We start from the raw sequence: 14,057 nt of genomic DNA, 5'->3' as shown, positions 1-14,057 counted from the left end.
CGGGCCCGCGGGCCCGGGACCGGCGGGGCCCGGTCAGGACAGCGGGGCCTCCAGCGCGTACCCCACGCCGTGCACCGTGCGGATCCAGCTCGCGCCGATCTTCCGGCGCAGCGCCTTCACGTGGCTGTCCACCGTGCGGGTGCCGGACGCGTCGGTCCAGTCCCACACCTCGGCCAGCAGCTGCTCGCGGGTCAGCACCGCGCGCGGCTGCGCCGCCAGGCAGGCCAGCAGGTCGAACTCGGTCGGCGTCAGGTGCACGTCGCCCGAGCCCAGCCGGACCCGGCGCTGCACGTGGTCGATCTCCAGCTCGCCGAACCGCAGCGACCCCAGCGCGGGGGTGCGGGCCGCCTGCTGGGCGCGCTCCACCCGGCGCAGCAGCACGTTCACCCGGGCCGCCAGCTCGCGCATCGAGAACGGCTTGGTCATGTAGTCGTCCGCGCCGACGCCCAGACCCACCAGCAGGTCCGTCTCGTCGTCCCGCGCGGTCAGCATCAGCACCGGCACCGGGCGCTGCGCCTGGATCCGGCGGCACACCTCCAGGCCGTCGAAGCCCGGCAGCATGATGTCGAGCACCACCAGGTCCGGCTGCCAGGTGTGGAACCCGTCCACCGCGCCCGGCCCGTCATGGGCCACCGCCACCTTGAAGCCCTCTGCTCCCAGCCGGGCCGCGATCGATTCGGCGATGGTGGGCTCGTCCTCCACGACGAGCACCCGTCGCTGGGTGCCCACCGGCCCACTGCTGATCGTCTCTTGCTGGATCTCTGTCACGGTCACGCCACCGCCCCCAGGGCTCGCGGGCCGGCCGTCCGGGGGGACGGCGGGCTCCGCTCGTAGTCGTCTTGTTCCGTCGTCGTCTTGCTTCCGCCGTGCCGTTCCGCGCGGGAGCGCCCCGTCCGCGGTCGCGGCCGGTTTGGCAGGTCCCCGCTCGGACGGGCACGGGCCGATACCTTACCCGGAGCACTTGCGAGCTGTAACGGTACGTGTGCGAGCGGCAGGTGCCGGGGCGGAGGTCTTCACAGAAGTTCCTCAGACGGCTCTCACCCGGCCCCCGTATCGTGGGCCGGACAAGGCGTTCTGGAGGCACCATGACCAGCGCGGAACTGCGTCGACGACTGATCCGCCCCGGGCTGCGGGCCGTGCCCACCCCGCGGGCCAACCCGTTCGCACTCGGTTACCTCGCGCTGCTGCTCGGCACCACCCTGTACGGGCGCCTGGGCGACCCGGAGACCGTGCACCGGCTCCAGTCGCTCTCCTCCACCGACGCGCACAACCTGCTCGTCCACCCCGCCCTCTCCCTGGTCGGCAGCGGCCTGTGGGTCGCCGGACCGGTCTGGATGCCGTACTTCTGGGCCTTCGCCCTCACCGTCGCACCCCTGGAACGACGCGTCGGCGGCCTTCGTGCCCTCGGCGTCTTCGGCGCCGGCCACGTCGCCGCGACGCTGCTCTCGCAGGCCGTCGTGGTCGCCGCGGTGGCGACCGGCCGGGCCGAGAAGGAGCTGCTCGACGCGATGGACATCGGCGTCTCGTACGGCGTCCTCGCCTCGCTGGGCGCGCTCGCCGGGCTGCTCGGCCCGGTGGGGCGGCGGACCGCGCTGGGCGCGGGCGTCGCGCTGGTCGGCCACCAGCTGGTGACCGACCCCGACCTGGTCACCTCGGTCGGCCACCCGGCGGCCCTGGCGGTGGGCGTCTCGCTCTGGCCGCTGCTGCGCGGCCGCGGGCCCCGGCCGCCGTGGCGGGCGCGGCGGGCGCCGGCCTGGCAGGTCCGGTCCCGCCCGGAGACCGCGTCCGTCGAGGGCTGACCGCCCGACCCCCGCGCCGTCCCCCCGTCGTCCCCCCGCCGTTCCCCGTGCCCCGACCGGGGTGCGGGGTTCTCGCGCTGCGTTCACTGACGGTGAACAGCGGGTGGGGAACAATCGCGGTGCACCGAACCTTAGTCAGGTCAGCTCAACTTCACTGACTGGGGAGAGATCATGGCATCGACGTCCGTTCCACTCACCCTGCCCGTGCTGCCGCTCGACGACGAGGTAGTGCTTCCCGGCATGGTGGTTCCGTTGGAGCTCTCGAATCCCGAGGTGCGGGCCGCCGTGGAGGCGGCGCGGGCCGGGAGCGGCGGGGGCAAGCCGCAGGTGCTGCTGGTGCCGCGGCTGGACGGGTCGTACGCGGCGGTGGGCGCGCTGGCGACGGTCGAGCAGGTCGGGCGGCTGGCGGACGGCGACCCGGCGGCGCTGGTGCGGGCCGCGCGCCGGGTGCGGATCGGCGCCGGGACGACCGGGCCCGGGGCCGCGCTCTGGGTGGAGACCACGCCGTTCAAGGAGTCGGACCAGGGGCTGCCGGTGGCGGGGCGGGCGGCCGAGCTGGTCAAGGAGTACAAGGCGCTGTCGACGCAGTGGCTGCGCCGTCGCGGCGCCTGGCAGATCGTCGACCGGGTGGCCGCGATCGAGGACGTCGGCGAGCTGGCCGACCACATCGGCTACGCGCCGTTCGCGACCGCCGAGCAGAAGCTCAAGGTGCTGCTGGAGGCGGACCGCCCGGCCCGGCTGGAGTACGCGCTGGGCCTGCTGCGCGAGCACCTCGCGGAGGAGGAGGTCAACGACACCATCCGCAAGGACGTCGAGGAGGGCGTGGCCAAGCAGCAGAAGGAGTTCCTGCTGCGGCGCCAGCTGGAGGCGGTCCGCAAGGAGCTGGCCGAGCTGAACGGCGGGACGGACTCCGAGGAGGACGACTACCGGGCCCGGGTCGAGGCCGCCGCGCTGCCCGGGAAGGTCCGGGAGGCCGCGCTCAAGGAGGTCGACAAGCTGGAGCGCTCCAGCGACCAGTCGCCCGAGGGCTCCTGGATCCGCACCTGGCTGGACACCGTGCTCGAACTGCCGTGGAACGAGCGCTCCGAGGACGCGTACGACATCGCCGGGGCCCGCGCCGTGCTGGACGCGGACCACACCGGCCTGGCGGACGTGAAGGACCGGATCGTCGAGTACCTGGCCGTCCGCAAGCGCCGGGCCGACCAGGGCCTCGGGCAGATCGGCGGACGCCGGGGAGGTGCGGTGCTGGCGCTGGTCGGGCCGCCCGGCGTGGGCAAGACCTCGCTGGGCGAGTCGGTGGCGAAGGCGATGGGCCGGTCCTTCGTCCGGGTCGCGCTCGGCGGCGTGCGCGACGAGGCGGAGATCCGCGGCCACCGCCGGACGTACGTGGGCTCGATCCCCGGCCGGATCGTCCGGGCGGTCAAGGAGGCCGGGACGATGAACCCGGTGGTGCTGCTGGACGAGATCGACAAGGTCGGCTCGGACTACCGGGGCGACCCGGCGGCGGCCCTGCTGGAGGTGCTGGACCCGGCGCAGAACCACACCTTCCGGGACCACTACCTGGAGGTCGAGCTCGACCTCTCCGACGTGGTGTTCCTGGCCACCGCGAACGTGCTGGAGGCCATCCCCGAGCCGCTGCTGGACCGGATGGACCTGGTCCGCCTCGACGGCTACACCGAGGACGAGAAGGTCGCCATCGCCCGCGACCACCTGCTGCCGCGCCAGCTGGCCAAGGCGGGCCTGGGCGAGGCCGAGCTGACGGTGGACGAGCGGGCGCTGCGCAGGCTGGCCGCCGAGTACACCCGGGAGGCGGGCGTCCGGAACCTGGAGCGGGCGATCGCGCGCATCCTGCGCAAGGTCGCCGCCCAGGTCGAGCTGGGCGAGCGCGAGCTGCCCGCCGCGGTCGGCCCGGACGACCTGCGGGCCCTGCTGGGCCGGCCGCACCACGTGCCGGAGTCGGCCCAGGAGCCGGCCGAGCGCCGCACGGCGGTGCCGGGCGTGGCCACCGGGCTGGCGGTCACCGGGGCCGGCGGCGACGTCCTCTACATCGAGGCCTCGCTGGCGGACGCCGAGACCGGCTCGACCGGGCTGACCCTGACCGGCCAGCTGGGCGACGTGATGAAGGAGTCCGCGCACATCGCGCTCTCCTACCTGCGTTCGCGCGGCGCCGAGCTGGAGCTGCCGGTGACCGGGCTGCGCGAGCGGGGCATCCACCTGCACGTGCCGGCCGGCGCGGTGCCGAAGGACGGTCCGAGCGCGGGCATCACCATGACCACGGCGCTGGCCTCGCTGCTGTCCGGCCGCAAGGTGCGCACCGACGTGGCGATGACCGGCGAGGTGTCGCTGACCGGCCGGGTGCTGCCGATCGGCGGCGTCAAGCAGAAGCTGCTGGCCGCGGACCGCTCCGGGATCACCACGGTGATCATCCCGAAGCGCAACGAGGCGGACCTGGACGACGTCCCCGCCGAGGTGCTGGAGCGCCTGACGGTGCACCCGGTGTCCGACGTCCGCGAGGTGCTGCGGCTCGCCCTGGAGCCGGCCGAGGTGCTGGTGGCGGCGGCCTGACGCCCCGTCCGGCACCACCGGGGGCCCGCGGACCCGTCCGCGGGCCCCTGGTGGTCTCCGGGCGGCGCCGATGGGAGACTGCCCGCATGCCGTCCCCTACGCAGCGCGTGCTGGCCGCCGTCCCGGAGCGCTACCGGCCGTTCCTGGTCAAGCACCGCACGCTGGTGAAGTTCCTGGTGGTCGGAGGGACCTGCTTCCTCCTCACCATGCTGATCAACTTCGGCCTGAAGACCACCGTGCTGGAGAACAAGCCGGTGCTGGCGCTGACCGTCGCGACCGTGGTCACCACGGTGATCTCGTACGTGCTGAACCGGCAGTGGTCGTTCCGCGCGGTCGGGCGCAAGCGGGAGGCGGCCGGGTTCTTCGTGGTGAGCGCGCTGGCGGTGGGGGTGAACGACCTCCCGCTGGTGGCGTCCCGGTACGTGTTCGACCTCCGGACGCCGGACGTGAGCCACTTCGCGCAGGAGGTCGCCGACTTCTTCAGCGGGATGATCGTCGGCACCCTGCTGGCGATGGCGTTCCGGTTCTGGGCGATGAACCGCTTCGTCTTCACCGAGCTGGCCGAACGGGAGCCGGAGGACCGGCGGCCGGGGCGGGAGCCCGAGCGGGTCTGACCCCCGCCCCGGCCGGGCTCACCCCTCGGCCGGGATGGGGCGGCCGAACCGGGGCGGCCGGGCCACCGCGAGGAAGGTCACCGCGACGCCGCCCACCGCCCAGGCCGCCAGCACCAGGAACGGCACGGTGAGGTGGGTGGAGTCCAGGTAGGCGATCGAGCGGGCCGCGGAGGTGCCGGCCCCGTTCGGGATCCACTCGCCGATCGCCCGCCAGAACGCGGGCAGCAGCGGCGGCGGGAAGACGCCGCCCGCGCTGGGGTTGCCCAGCACCACGAAGAGCAGCACCGCCAGGCCGATGCCGACCACGTCGAACAGGCACTCCAGGGCCATCGTGACGGCGCCGACCGAGAACACCACCAGGGTGCCCAGCCCGGTGAGCGCGGCGATCGAGCCGGGCAGCGCGTGCAGGATCGGGCCGATGATCAGCGCGCCGCCGAGGCCCGCCGCGACCGAGTACAGCGCCAGCGTGCCCAGCCGCAGCAGCGCCCGGCCGGTGTTGGCCGGGCGGGAGCCGGCGCTGATCCCGAGGATCGAGGCGACCAGGTAGCCGCCCACGCACCAGCCGACCACCAGGTAGAAGGCGGACAGGCCCTCGGCGTCGCCCTTGGCCAGCGGGATGGTGTCGTCGACCACGACGGTCCGGCCCTGGGCGGCGGCCAGCTTGGTGACCACGCCCTCCGCGGCGGTGGCGGCGGCCGGGCCGCGGGCGTCGGCGACCAGCAGCGCGTCCTCGGTGCCGGTCGGGTCGAACACCCAGGCCGCGTAGACCTTCTGGTCCTTGATCCGCTCCCGCGCGGTGTCGCCGTCCGGCAGCGCGGAGGCGCGCACCGCGCTGTCCGGGACGGACTCCAGCGCGCCGACCAGCTTGGGCGCGACCTCGGGCGGGGCGACCACCGCGATGGACAGCTCGTGCGGCGTCGGGTGGTGCAGCGCGCCCACGTACGAGGTGATGAAGCCGAGCTGGAGCAGCAGGACGGCGACCACCAGGAAGAACGCGCGGGGGGTGACCGCGTCCCGGAGGTCGCCGAGGAATCCCTTGCGCTGCTCTGCCGTGTGGGCCATGGCGGGGCGTCTCCCTCTATATAGCGGTTCGAATGCGGCAAAAAAGTCAAAACGGATACTTCATATCATGAAACAGTTGCGTGCCGGGGGAGGCGCGAGCTGCGCGATACTGAGCGCCATGAGTGACCCCCTGGACCGGCGGAACCCCGCCGAACTGGCGTTCCTCGCGGTCGAGCGCGAGGTGGCGACGCTGTTCCGGCGCAGCCGGGCGCGGGCCGCGGAGACCTCCCGCCTGGTGCACCCCGAGCTGGAGGCCGGGGCGTACGTGCTGCTCGGGTTCATCCGGGAGTCCGGGCGGGCCCGGGTGACCGACGTCGGGCTGCACTTCGGGGTGGGCAAGGCCACCGTGAGCCGGCAGATCCGGGCGATCGAGGAGCTGGGCCTGCTCTGCCGGGAGACCGACCCGCTGGACCGGCGGGCCTCGCTGGTCTCGCTGACCGAGGAGGGCGAGCGGCGGTTCGCGGCGGCCCGGGAGGTGCGGATGGCGCGGTTCCGGGCCTCGCTGTCCGGGTGGGAGCTGGGCGAGCTGGAGCAGTTCGCCCGGCTGCTGGAGCGGTTCAACGAGCTGACCGAGGGGGTCTGAGGGCGGCCGGTCGGGAGGGTTTCTTTACTTGGGCTTGAAGAAAGTTGCCTCAGTCAACTATCGGCGTATAGTTGCTTGAGGCAACGAATTTTTAGTCGAAGGAACCGCATGTCGACGACCCTCAAAGCACCGCCGCAGGTCCAGATGTCCCACCGCCAAGTCCTCGAAGCCCTCTCGGGCCTGCTGCTCGGCCTGTTCGTGGCCGTGCTCTCCTCCACGGTCGTCTCCAACGCGCTCCCGCGGATCCTCACCGACCTGCACGGCGGCGAGTCCGCGTACACCTGGGTGGTCACCGCCGCCCTGCTGTCGATCACCGCCGCCACCCCGCTCTGGGGCAAGCTCTCCGACCTGGTCAGCAAGAAGCTGCTGGTCCAGATCGCCATGGTGATCTACGTGTTCTCCTCGGCGCTGGCCGGCCTGTCGCAGAGCATCGGCATGCTGATCTTCTGCCGGGTGCTCCAGGGCATCGGCGCCGGCGGCGTGATCGCGCTCGGCCAGATCTGCCTGGCCGCGATGGTCCCGCCGCGCGAACGCGGCCGCTACAGCGGCTACTTCGGCGCGGTCTTCGCGCTCGCCACCATCGGCGGCCCGCTGATCGGCGGCGTCATCGTGGACACCTCCTGGCTCGGCTGGCGCTGGTGCTTCTACGTCGGCGTCCCGTTCGCCCTGGTCGCCATCCTGGTGCTGCAGCGCACCCTCAAGCTGCCCGAGGCCCCGGCCCGCAAGCCGAAGATCGACTACCTGGGCGCGACGCTGATCACCGCCGCCGTCAGCCTGCTGATGATCTGGATCTCGCTGGCCGGCAAGAACTACGACTGGGTCTCCTGGCAGACCTTCGTGATGGTGTTCGGCGGCCTGGCGCTGGCCGGCCTGTTCGTCGCGGTCGAGAAGCGCGCCGCCGAGCCGCTGATCCCGCTCGACCTGTTCCGCCACCGCACCGTCGCCCTCGCCGCGCTGGCCAGCGCCTTCGTCGGCGTCGGGATGTACGGCACCACCACCTTCCTCGGCCAGTACTTCCAGCTCGCCAAGGAGAAGTCGCCCACCCAGGCCGGCCTGCTCACCCTGCCGATGATCCTCGGCCTCGCGGTCTCCTCCACCGTGGCCGGCCGGCTGATCACCAAGTACGGCAAGTGGAAGGGCTTCCTGGTCGCCGGCACCGTGCTGCTCGCCACCGGCCTCGGCCTGATGGGCACCGCCCGGGCCGACACCTCGTACGCGCTGCTCGCCCTCTACATGCTGCTGGCCGGCATCGGCCTCGGCCTGACCAGCCAGAACCTGGTGCTCGCGGTGCAGAACACGGTGCCGCGCAACGAGCTCGGCGCGGCCAGCTCGGTGGTCACCTTCTTCCGCACCATGGGCGGCGCGATGGGCGTCTCCGCGCTCGGCGCGCTGCTCGGCAACAAGGTCGCCAGCTACGCGGCGGAGAACTTCGCCAAGGCCGGCATCCCGGCCGCCGGGGCGGGCGGCGACGGCATCCCGGACCTCAAGAAGCTGCCCGCGCAGATCGTCCCGCTGATCACCGACGCGTACGGGCACGGCGTCGGCACGGTGTTCCTGATCGCCGCGCCGTTCGCGGTGGTCGGCTTCCTGCTGGTGCTGTTCATCCGCGAGGTGCCGCTGCGCACCTCCAACGAGGAGCGGGCCGCCGCCCCCGCCGAGGCCAAGGCCGCGGAGCTGGTCGCCGACTGACCGTCGGTCCGGCGGACCGCCGGGCCGCCGACACCCGAGAGACGACATGCGAGAAGGGCCCCCGCCGGTGCGGCGGGGGCCCTTCGCCGTGCGGTGCGCACGGCCGGGTGCGGCGCTACTTGGCGGCGATCAGCGAGATGCCGTACAGCACCACGGCCGCGCAGGCCGCGAAGCAGACACCCGCGGCGGCCAGCGCCGCCGTGCCCCGGCCGGTGCCCGCCGCGACGGCGGCCTCCCGGCGGGAGAGGGCGAGGTTGCCGAGCGCGAACACGGCGACCACGGCGACGGTCACGAGCAGGCTGACGCCCGCGGTCTCGGCCAGTGCGGCCCACTTGATGGTCATGGCGGGGGTTCCTCTCAGGCCGCGAGGGTGGTCGGGGCGGTGGGGGCGGGGGCGGGCACCTCGGTGACGGGGGCGACGTCCGCGCCGTGCACGTTGCCGGCGTGCACCGGCTGGCGGCGCGAGAGCAGCCACATCGAACCGGCGCCCAGCACCAGGACCAGGCCGACCAGGGCCACGCCCCAGTCACCGCGGCCGGCCACCAGCGCGGCCAGGCCGGAGACCGCGGCGGCGGCCGGCAGGGTCAGGCCCCAGGTGTAGAACATCCGGCGCACCATGCCCCAGCGCAGCCGGCCGGACGGGCCGCCCAGGCCCGCGCCCATGATGCCGCCGGAGCAGACCTGGGTGGTGGACAGGCCGTAGCCCATGTGCGAGGAGGTCAGGATCACCGTCGCGGCGGCGGTCTCCGAGGCGAAGCCCTGCGGCGGCCGGATGTCGGCCAGGCCGGAGCCCATCGAGCGGATGATCCGCCAGCCGCCCATGTAGGTGCCCAGCGCGATGGCCGTGCCCGCACTGGCGATCACCCAGGTCGGCGGGCCGTCGCCCTTGTGCAGGGCACCGGCCGAGACCAGGGTCAGCGTGATGATGCCCATGGTCTTCTGCGCGTCGTTGGTGCCGTGCGCGAGCGAGATCAGCGAGGAGGAGAGGACCTGCCCGCGGCGGAAGCCCTTCTCGGTGCCCGCCTTCGGCGCGCCCCGGGTGATCAGGTAGGCCAGCTTGGTGGCGCCCCAGGAGGCCAGGCCCGCCACCAGCGGGGAGGCGACCGCCGGGATCAGGATCTTGGAGAGCACGGTGGAGAAGTTCACCCCGTGCAGGCCGACCCCGACCACGGTGGCGCCGATCAGGCCGCCGTACAGGGCGTGCGAGGAGGACGAGGGCAGGCCCTTGAGCCAGGTCAGCAGGTTCCACAGGATCGCGCCGACCAGGGCGGCGAAGATGATCGAGGGCTGCAGTCCGGCCTTCTCGTTGACGAGGCCGCCCGAGATGGTGGTGGCGACCTTCACCGAGAGGAAGGCGCCGGCGAAGTTGAGCACCGCCGCGATCGTGACGGCGACCTTGGGCCGGAGCGCGCCGGTCGCGATGGAGGTGGCCATCGCGTTGGCGGTGTCGTGGAAGCCGTTGGTGAAGTCGAAGGCGAGCGCCGTGATGATCACAACGGCCACCAGGAACGTGATGTGTTCCATACCCAAACAATCGTCGAAGTGGTCGGACTGACGTTGCTGTCCTCGGCGAAGGTAAGGAGCCTCGGTGAACGGGAGGTTAACTGGGCGCGGAGTCCTGGTTCCCCCGGTGGCCCGGGAGTTGCCGGGGCGTTGGGTTCCGGTGGAGACCACGACCCCGCGGTGAGACCGTTCTCACACCCCGCGCCGGATGAGAATTCACCCGGCGGTCCGGAAAGCACCTGCCCCGAACACCCCTCCACGTGGCAGGATCGGTCCGATCGCCGACGGACAATCTGGGGAGGGCCGGCCGATGGGGGCTGGGCAGCGGACCGAATCGACCGGCCTGAGGCCGTGGGTGCGCGCCGCGCTGCGCTGCGGAGCGGTGCTCGCCGCCGCCGCGCTCACCCTGCCGTTCTTCTCCTCGGCGGCGTACGCCGTGCCCGGGCCGGGCGCGCCTGCGGTCTCCGCCGGGTCCGACCCGCTGGCCGAGGCCAAGCGCACCCTCGGGCCGATGCTCGACGAACTGCACGCCCTGTACCAGCAGGCCGAGACCGCCACCGAGCAGTACAACGGCACGGTCGCCAAGCTCGCCGAGCAGCAGGCCACCGTCGAGGACCTGAACAACCGGGCCGCCCGGCAGCAGGACGCCGTCGACGCCGGCAGCGACCTCGCCTCCCAGCTCGCCGCCGCGCAGTACCGCAACAGCCAGATATCCGGGTACGCCGAGCTGCTGATGGCCGAGAACCCGTACGAGGCCGTGGTGATCGCCGAGCTGCTGAACTCCGCCGGGCACTCGCAGAAGGAGTTCCTGGACCGCCTCAAGGCGGACCGGGACACCCTGACCGCGCTGCGCACCGCCGCCGAGCAGGCCGTCGCCCAGTCGCAGGCGCTGGCCGCCGAGCAGGAGAAGGCGAAGGACGACGTCGCCCGGAAGCTGGCCGAGGTCGAGCAGCTGGTCGGCTCGCTCACCGGCGCCCAGCGCGACGAGCTGGCCGAGCTGGAGAAGCAGCAGGCCAACGAGGCGCAGCTGGCCTTCCTGGCCTCCGGGGCGCTCGGCAAGGGCGAGCGGACGCCCTCGGCGACGGGCCGCAAGGCGGTCGCCTGGGCGCTCCAGCAGCTCGGCAAGGACTACGTGTGGGGCGGCGCCGGGCCGGACGTGTTCGACTGCTCCGGCCTCACCTCGCAGGCCTGGCTGCACGCCGGGCTGCCCATCCCGCGCACCAGCCAGGAGCAGTGGGCGCAGCTCAAGCACGTCCCGCTGAACCAGATCCGCCCCGGCGACCTGATCGTCTACTTCGGCGGCGCCACCCACATCGGGATGTACATCGGCGGCGGGCTGATCGTGCAGGCCCCGCACACCGGGGACGTGGTGAAGGTCTCGCAGATCGGCGCGATGCCGATCCTGGGCGCGGTGCGCCCGGACGGGAACGACGCGGCGGACGACGCGGGCGGCGCCTGGAAGGTGCCGGACGTGCCGCTGGGCGCGGTGAAGATCCAGCCCGCCAAGCCCTCGACGCTGCCGACGCCGCCCGCGCCGACGACCACGCCCACCGCGCCGGGCGGCACGCCCAGCGCGCCCGCGACGCCGTCCGACCCGGCCACGCCCGGCGGTTCGGGGACGCCGAGCGGTTCCGGGACGCCGAGCGGTTCCAGCACGCCCGGTGGCTCCGGGACGCCGAGCGGCTCGGGCACCCCGAGCGGGACGGCCGGGCCGAGCGGGACGGGCACGCCCAGCGGCCTCACGACGCCCGCCGGGTCGGGGTCGCCGAGCGGGGCGGACGCGGTGTCGCCGTCCGGGAGCCGGTCGGCGGGCTGAGGCCCGGAGCGGCGGGGCCCGCCGACCGGTCCGGCGGGCCCGCTGCTCGGCTCCTCGGCTCCTCGGCTACTCGGCTTCGAGGCGGACCACGACCGACTTCGAGGTCGGGGTGTTGCTGATGTCGGCCGTGGAGTCCAGCGGGACCAGCACGTTGGTCTCGGGGTAGTACGCGGCGGCGCCGCCGCGGGCGACGGGGTAGTGCACCACCCGGAAGTGCGGGGCCCGGCGTTCGACGCCGTCGCTCCACTCGCCGACCAGGTCGACGTACCGGCCGTCGGCCAGGCCGAGTTCGGCGGCGTCGGCGGGGTTGACCAGGACCACCCGGCGCCCGCCGGTGATGCCCCGGTAGCGGTCGTCCAGGCCGTAGACGGTGGTGTTGTACTGGTCGTGCGAGCGCAGGGTCTGGAGCAGCAGTCGGCCCGGCGGGACCTCGGGGGCGGTCAGCGGGTTGACGGTGAAGTTGGCCTTCCCGGTGGCGGTGGGGAAGGTGCGGGTGTCGCGCGGGGCGTGTGGGAGGGCGAAGCCGCCGGGGCGGCGGACCCTGGTGTTGTAGTCGTCGAAGCCGGGGACGACCCGGGCGATCCGCTCGCGGACGCGGTCGTAGTCGAGGGCGAACTCCTCCCAGGGGGTGGGGTCCTGGGGGCCGAGGGCGGCGCGGGCCAGCCGGGCCACGATGGCGACCTCGGAGAGCAGGCCGGGCGCGGGCGGGCGCAGGCCGCCGCGGGAGGCGTGCACCATGCCCATGGAGTCCTCGACGCTGACGAACTGCTGCCCGGCGGCGGTGAGGTCGCGGTCGGTGCGGCCCAGGGTGGGCAGGATCAGGGCGCGGGCGCCGGTGACCAGGTGCGAGCGGTTCAGCTTGGTGGAGACGTGCACGGTCAGCCGGCAGCGGCGCATCGCGGCCTCGGTGGTGTCGGTGTCCGGGCCGGCCGAGACGAAGTTGCCGCCCATCGCGAAGAACACCTTGACCCGGCCGTCGCGCATGGCCCGGATGGTGTCGACGGTGTCGAAGCCGTGGTGGCGCGGGGGCTCGAAGCCGAACTCCTTGCCGAGGGCGTCCAGGAAGGCGGCGGAGGGGCGTTCGAAGATGCCCATGGTGCGGTCGCCCTGGACGTTGCTGTGGCCGCGGACCGGGCAGACGCCGGCCCCGGGGCGGCCGACGTTGCCGCGCAGCAGCAGGAAGTTGACCACCTCGCGGATGGTGGGCACGGAGTGCTTGTGCTGGGTGAGGCCCATCGCCCAGCAGACGATGATCTTCTTCGAGGAGAGCACCAGGCGGTGCAGCTCCTCGACCTGCTCCCAGGGCAGCCCGGTGGCGCGCAGCGTGGCGTCCCGGTCGAGCTCGGCGGCCTCGGCGGCGAACTCCGGGTAACCGGCGCAGTGTTCGGCGACGAACGCCTCGTCGACCGCGCCGGGGGTGGTGAGCAGCAGGTGGTTGAGGGCGCGGAACAGGGCGAGGTCGCCGCCGAGCCGGATCTGCAGGAACAGGTCGGTGAGCCTGGTGCCGCCGCCGACCAGGCCGCGCGGGGTCTGCGGGTTCTTGAAGCGCTCCAGCCCGGCCTCGGGCAGCGGGTTGACGCTGACGATCTTCGCCCCGGCCCGCTTGGCGCGCTCCAGGGCGGAGAGCATCCGGGGGTGGTTGGTGCCCGGGTTCTGGCCCGCGACGATGATCAGGTCGGCCTGGTAGAGGTCCTTGAGCGAGACGCTGCCCTTGCCGACGCCGAGCGTCTCGGTGAGCGCCGAACCCGAGGACTCGTGGCACATGTTGGAGCAGTCGGGCAGGTTGTTGGTGCCGAGCCGGCGGGCGAACAGCTGGTACGCGAAGGCGGCCTCGTTGGAGGTGCGGCCGGAGGTGTAGAAGGCGGCCTCGTCCGGGGAGCCGAGCGCGGTCAGCTCCTCGGCGATCAGGGCGAAGGCGTCGTCCCAGCCGATCGGGGCGTAGTGGGCGGCGCCCGCGTCCAGCAGCATCGGGGTGGTGAGCCGGCCCTGCTGGCCGAGCCAGTAGCCGGAGCGCCCGGCGAGTTCGGCGACCGGGTGCTCGGCGAAGAAGGCCGGGGTGATCCGGCGCTCGGTGGCCTCCTCGGCGACGGCCTTGGCGCCGTTCTCGCAGAACTCGGCCAGGTGCGGCTTGTCCGGCTCGGGCCAGGCGCAGCCGGGGCAGTCGAAGCCGCCCGGCTGGTTGACCCGGCGCAGGGTGGCGAGCACCCGCCCCGGCGACATCTGGTCGGCGGCCATCCGCAGGGTGTGCCCGATCGCGGGCAGCCCGGCGGCGGCGTGCGCCGGCGGGGAGGTCTGCGGCGCGTCCTGGGCGGGGTCGCGGTGCGGGGGCTGCTTGGCCATGGCGGGCTCTCCGGAGGGCTCGGGGTGCTTCCGAGCGTATCCGGTGCGGGTGTTCGACGGCGGCGGGTGTCCGACGGCGGGTGTTC

The 14,057-nt window shown here is 73.5% G+C and carries 11 protein-coding genes; 6 read left to right on the top strand and 5 right to left on the bottom strand.

Annotated elements, in window-relative coordinates:
* Nucleotides 1-33: 33 nt before the first annotated feature.
* A complete protein-coding gene (locus tag ACIP60_RS09450; protein ID WP_014138042.1) occupies nt 34-768 on the bottom strand; it encodes a response regulator transcription factor in 735 nt (244 codons plus the stop codon).
* 317 nt (nt 769-1,085) lie between these two features.
* Here ACIP60_RS09450 and ACIP60_RS09445 point away from each other — a divergent pair, with 317 nt between their 5' ends.
* From ACIP60_RS09445 to ACIP60_RS09435, 3 genes are all read left to right on the top strand, one after another.
* A complete protein-coding gene (locus tag ACIP60_RS09445; RefSeq protein WP_400681870.1) occupies nt 1,086-1,799 on the top strand; it encodes a rhomboid-like protein in 714 nt (237 codons plus the stop codon).
* A gap of 171 nt (nt 1,800-1,970) precedes the next feature.
* Complete coding sequence (gene lon / locus ACIP60_RS09440; protein WP_400681868.1) at nt 1,971-4,364, top strand: endopeptidase La; 2,394 nt, start codon at nt 1,971-1,973, stop codon at nt 4,362-4,364.
* A gap of 86 nt (nt 4,365-4,450) precedes the next feature.
* Complete coding sequence (locus ACIP60_RS09435; protein WP_400681865.1) at nt 4,451-4,978, top strand: GtrA family protein; 528 nt, start codon at nt 4,451-4,453, stop codon at nt 4,976-4,978.
* 18 nt (nt 4,979-4,996) lie between these two features.
* Here the strand turns inward: ACIP60_RS09435 and ACIP60_RS09430 are convergent, their stop codons facing one another.
* Nucleotides 4,997-6,040, bottom strand: coding sequence for a DUF3533 domain-containing protein (locus tag ACIP60_RS09430; RefSeq protein ID WP_400681862.1), 1,044 nt, complete (start codon nt 6,038-6,040; stop codon nt 4,997-4,999).
* 118 nt (nt 6,041-6,158) lie between these two features.
* Here ACIP60_RS09430 and ACIP60_RS09425 point away from each other — a divergent pair, with 118 nt between their 5' ends.
* Together ACIP60_RS09425 and ACIP60_RS09420 are read left to right on the top strand one after the other, a co-directional pair.
* Nucleotides 6,159-6,623: a MarR family winged helix-turn-helix transcriptional regulator gene (locus ACIP60_RS09425; RefSeq protein ID WP_400681859.1), complete on the top strand. Its 465-nt coding sequence runs from the start codon at nt 6,159-6,161 to the stop codon at nt 6,621-6,623.
* Between the two features lie 108 nt (nt 6,624-6,731).
* Nucleotides 6,732-8,312 (top strand): MDR family MFS transporter, encoded by a 1,581-nt coding sequence (locus ACIP60_RS09420; protein ID WP_100836384.1) that lies wholly within the window; start codon nt 6,732-6,734, stop codon nt 8,310-8,312.
* 115 nt (nt 8,313-8,427) lie between these two features.
* Here ACIP60_RS09420 and ACIP60_RS09415 read toward each other — a convergent pair whose 3' ends face one another.
* Nucleotides 8,428-8,655: a hypothetical protein gene (locus ACIP60_RS09415; RefSeq protein WP_199528110.1), complete on the bottom strand. Its 228-nt coding sequence runs from the start codon at nt 8,653-8,655 to the stop codon at nt 8,428-8,430.
* Between the two features lie 14 nt (nt 8,656-8,669).
* A complete protein-coding gene (locus ACIP60_RS09410) occupies nt 8,670-9,836 on the bottom strand; it encodes an anion permease (RefSeq protein WP_400681855.1) in 1,167 nt (388 codons plus the stop codon).
* A 289-nt stretch (nt 9,837-10,125) separates the two neighbouring features.
* Here ACIP60_RS09410 and ACIP60_RS09405 point away from each other — a divergent pair, with 289 nt between their 5' ends.
* The gene (locus ACIP60_RS09405) at nt 10,126-11,631 is read left to right on the top strand and encodes an NlpC/P60 family protein (RefSeq protein ID WP_400681853.1); all 1,506 of its coding nucleotides are present in this window, start codon (nt 10,126-10,128) and stop codon (nt 11,629-11,631) included.
* 66 nt (nt 11,632-11,697) lie between these two features.
* Here the strand turns inward: ACIP60_RS09405 and ACIP60_RS09400 are convergent, their stop codons facing one another.
* Nucleotides 11,698-13,971, bottom strand: a complete 2,274-nt coding sequence (locus ACIP60_RS09400; RefSeq protein ID WP_400681850.1) for an FdhF/YdeP family oxidoreductase — start codon at nt 13,969-13,971, stop codon at nt 11,698-11,700.
* Nucleotides 13,972-14,057 lie beyond the last annotated feature (86 nt).

This window comes from Kitasatospora sp. NPDC088783, assembly GCF_044750705.1.
In the GTDB taxonomy this organism is placed as follows: domain Bacteria; phylum Actinomycetota; class Actinomycetes; order Streptomycetales; family Streptomycetaceae; genus Kitasatospora; species Kitasatospora fiedleri.
This window is presented reverse-complemented; position numbering and strand designations above follow the sequence as displayed.

Coding starts and splice junctions, on each gene's coding strand:
- lon (WP_400681868.1), top strand. CDS start 1,971: ATGGCATCGACGTCCGTTCCACTCACCCTGCCCGTGCTGCCGCTCGAC.
- ACIP60_RS09405 (WP_400681853.1), top strand. CDS start 10,126: ATGGGGGCTGGGCAGCGGACCGAATCGACCGGCCTGAGGCCGTGGGTG.
- ACIP60_RS09415 (WP_199528110.1), bottom strand. CDS start 8,655: ATGACCATCAAGTGGGCCGCACTGGCCGAGACCGCGGGCGTCAGCCTG.
- ACIP60_RS09400 (WP_400681850.1), bottom strand. CDS start 13,971: ATGGCCAAGCAGCCCCCGCACCGCGACCCCGCCCAGGACGCGCCGCAG.
- ACIP60_RS09435 (WP_400681865.1), top strand. CDS start 4,451: ATGCCGTCCCCTACGCAGCGCGTGCTGGCCGCCGTCCCGGAGCGCTAC.
- ACIP60_RS09425 (WP_400681859.1), top strand. CDS start 6,159: ATGAGTGACCCCCTGGACCGGCGGAACCCCGCCGAACTGGCGTTCCTC.
- ACIP60_RS09445 (WP_400681870.1), top strand. CDS start 1,086: ATGACCAGCGCGGAACTGCGTCGACGACTGATCCGCCCCGGGCTGCGG.
- ACIP60_RS09410 (WP_400681855.1), bottom strand. CDS start 9,836: ATGGAACACATCACGTTCCTGGTGGCCGTTGTGATCATCACGGCGCTC.
- ACIP60_RS09420 (WP_100836384.1), top strand. CDS start 6,732: ATGTCGACGACCCTCAAAGCACCGCCGCAGGTCCAGATGTCCCACCGC.
- ACIP60_RS09430 (WP_400681862.1), bottom strand. CDS start 6,040: ATGGCCCACACGGCAGAGCAGCGCAAGGGATTCCTCGGCGACCTCCGG.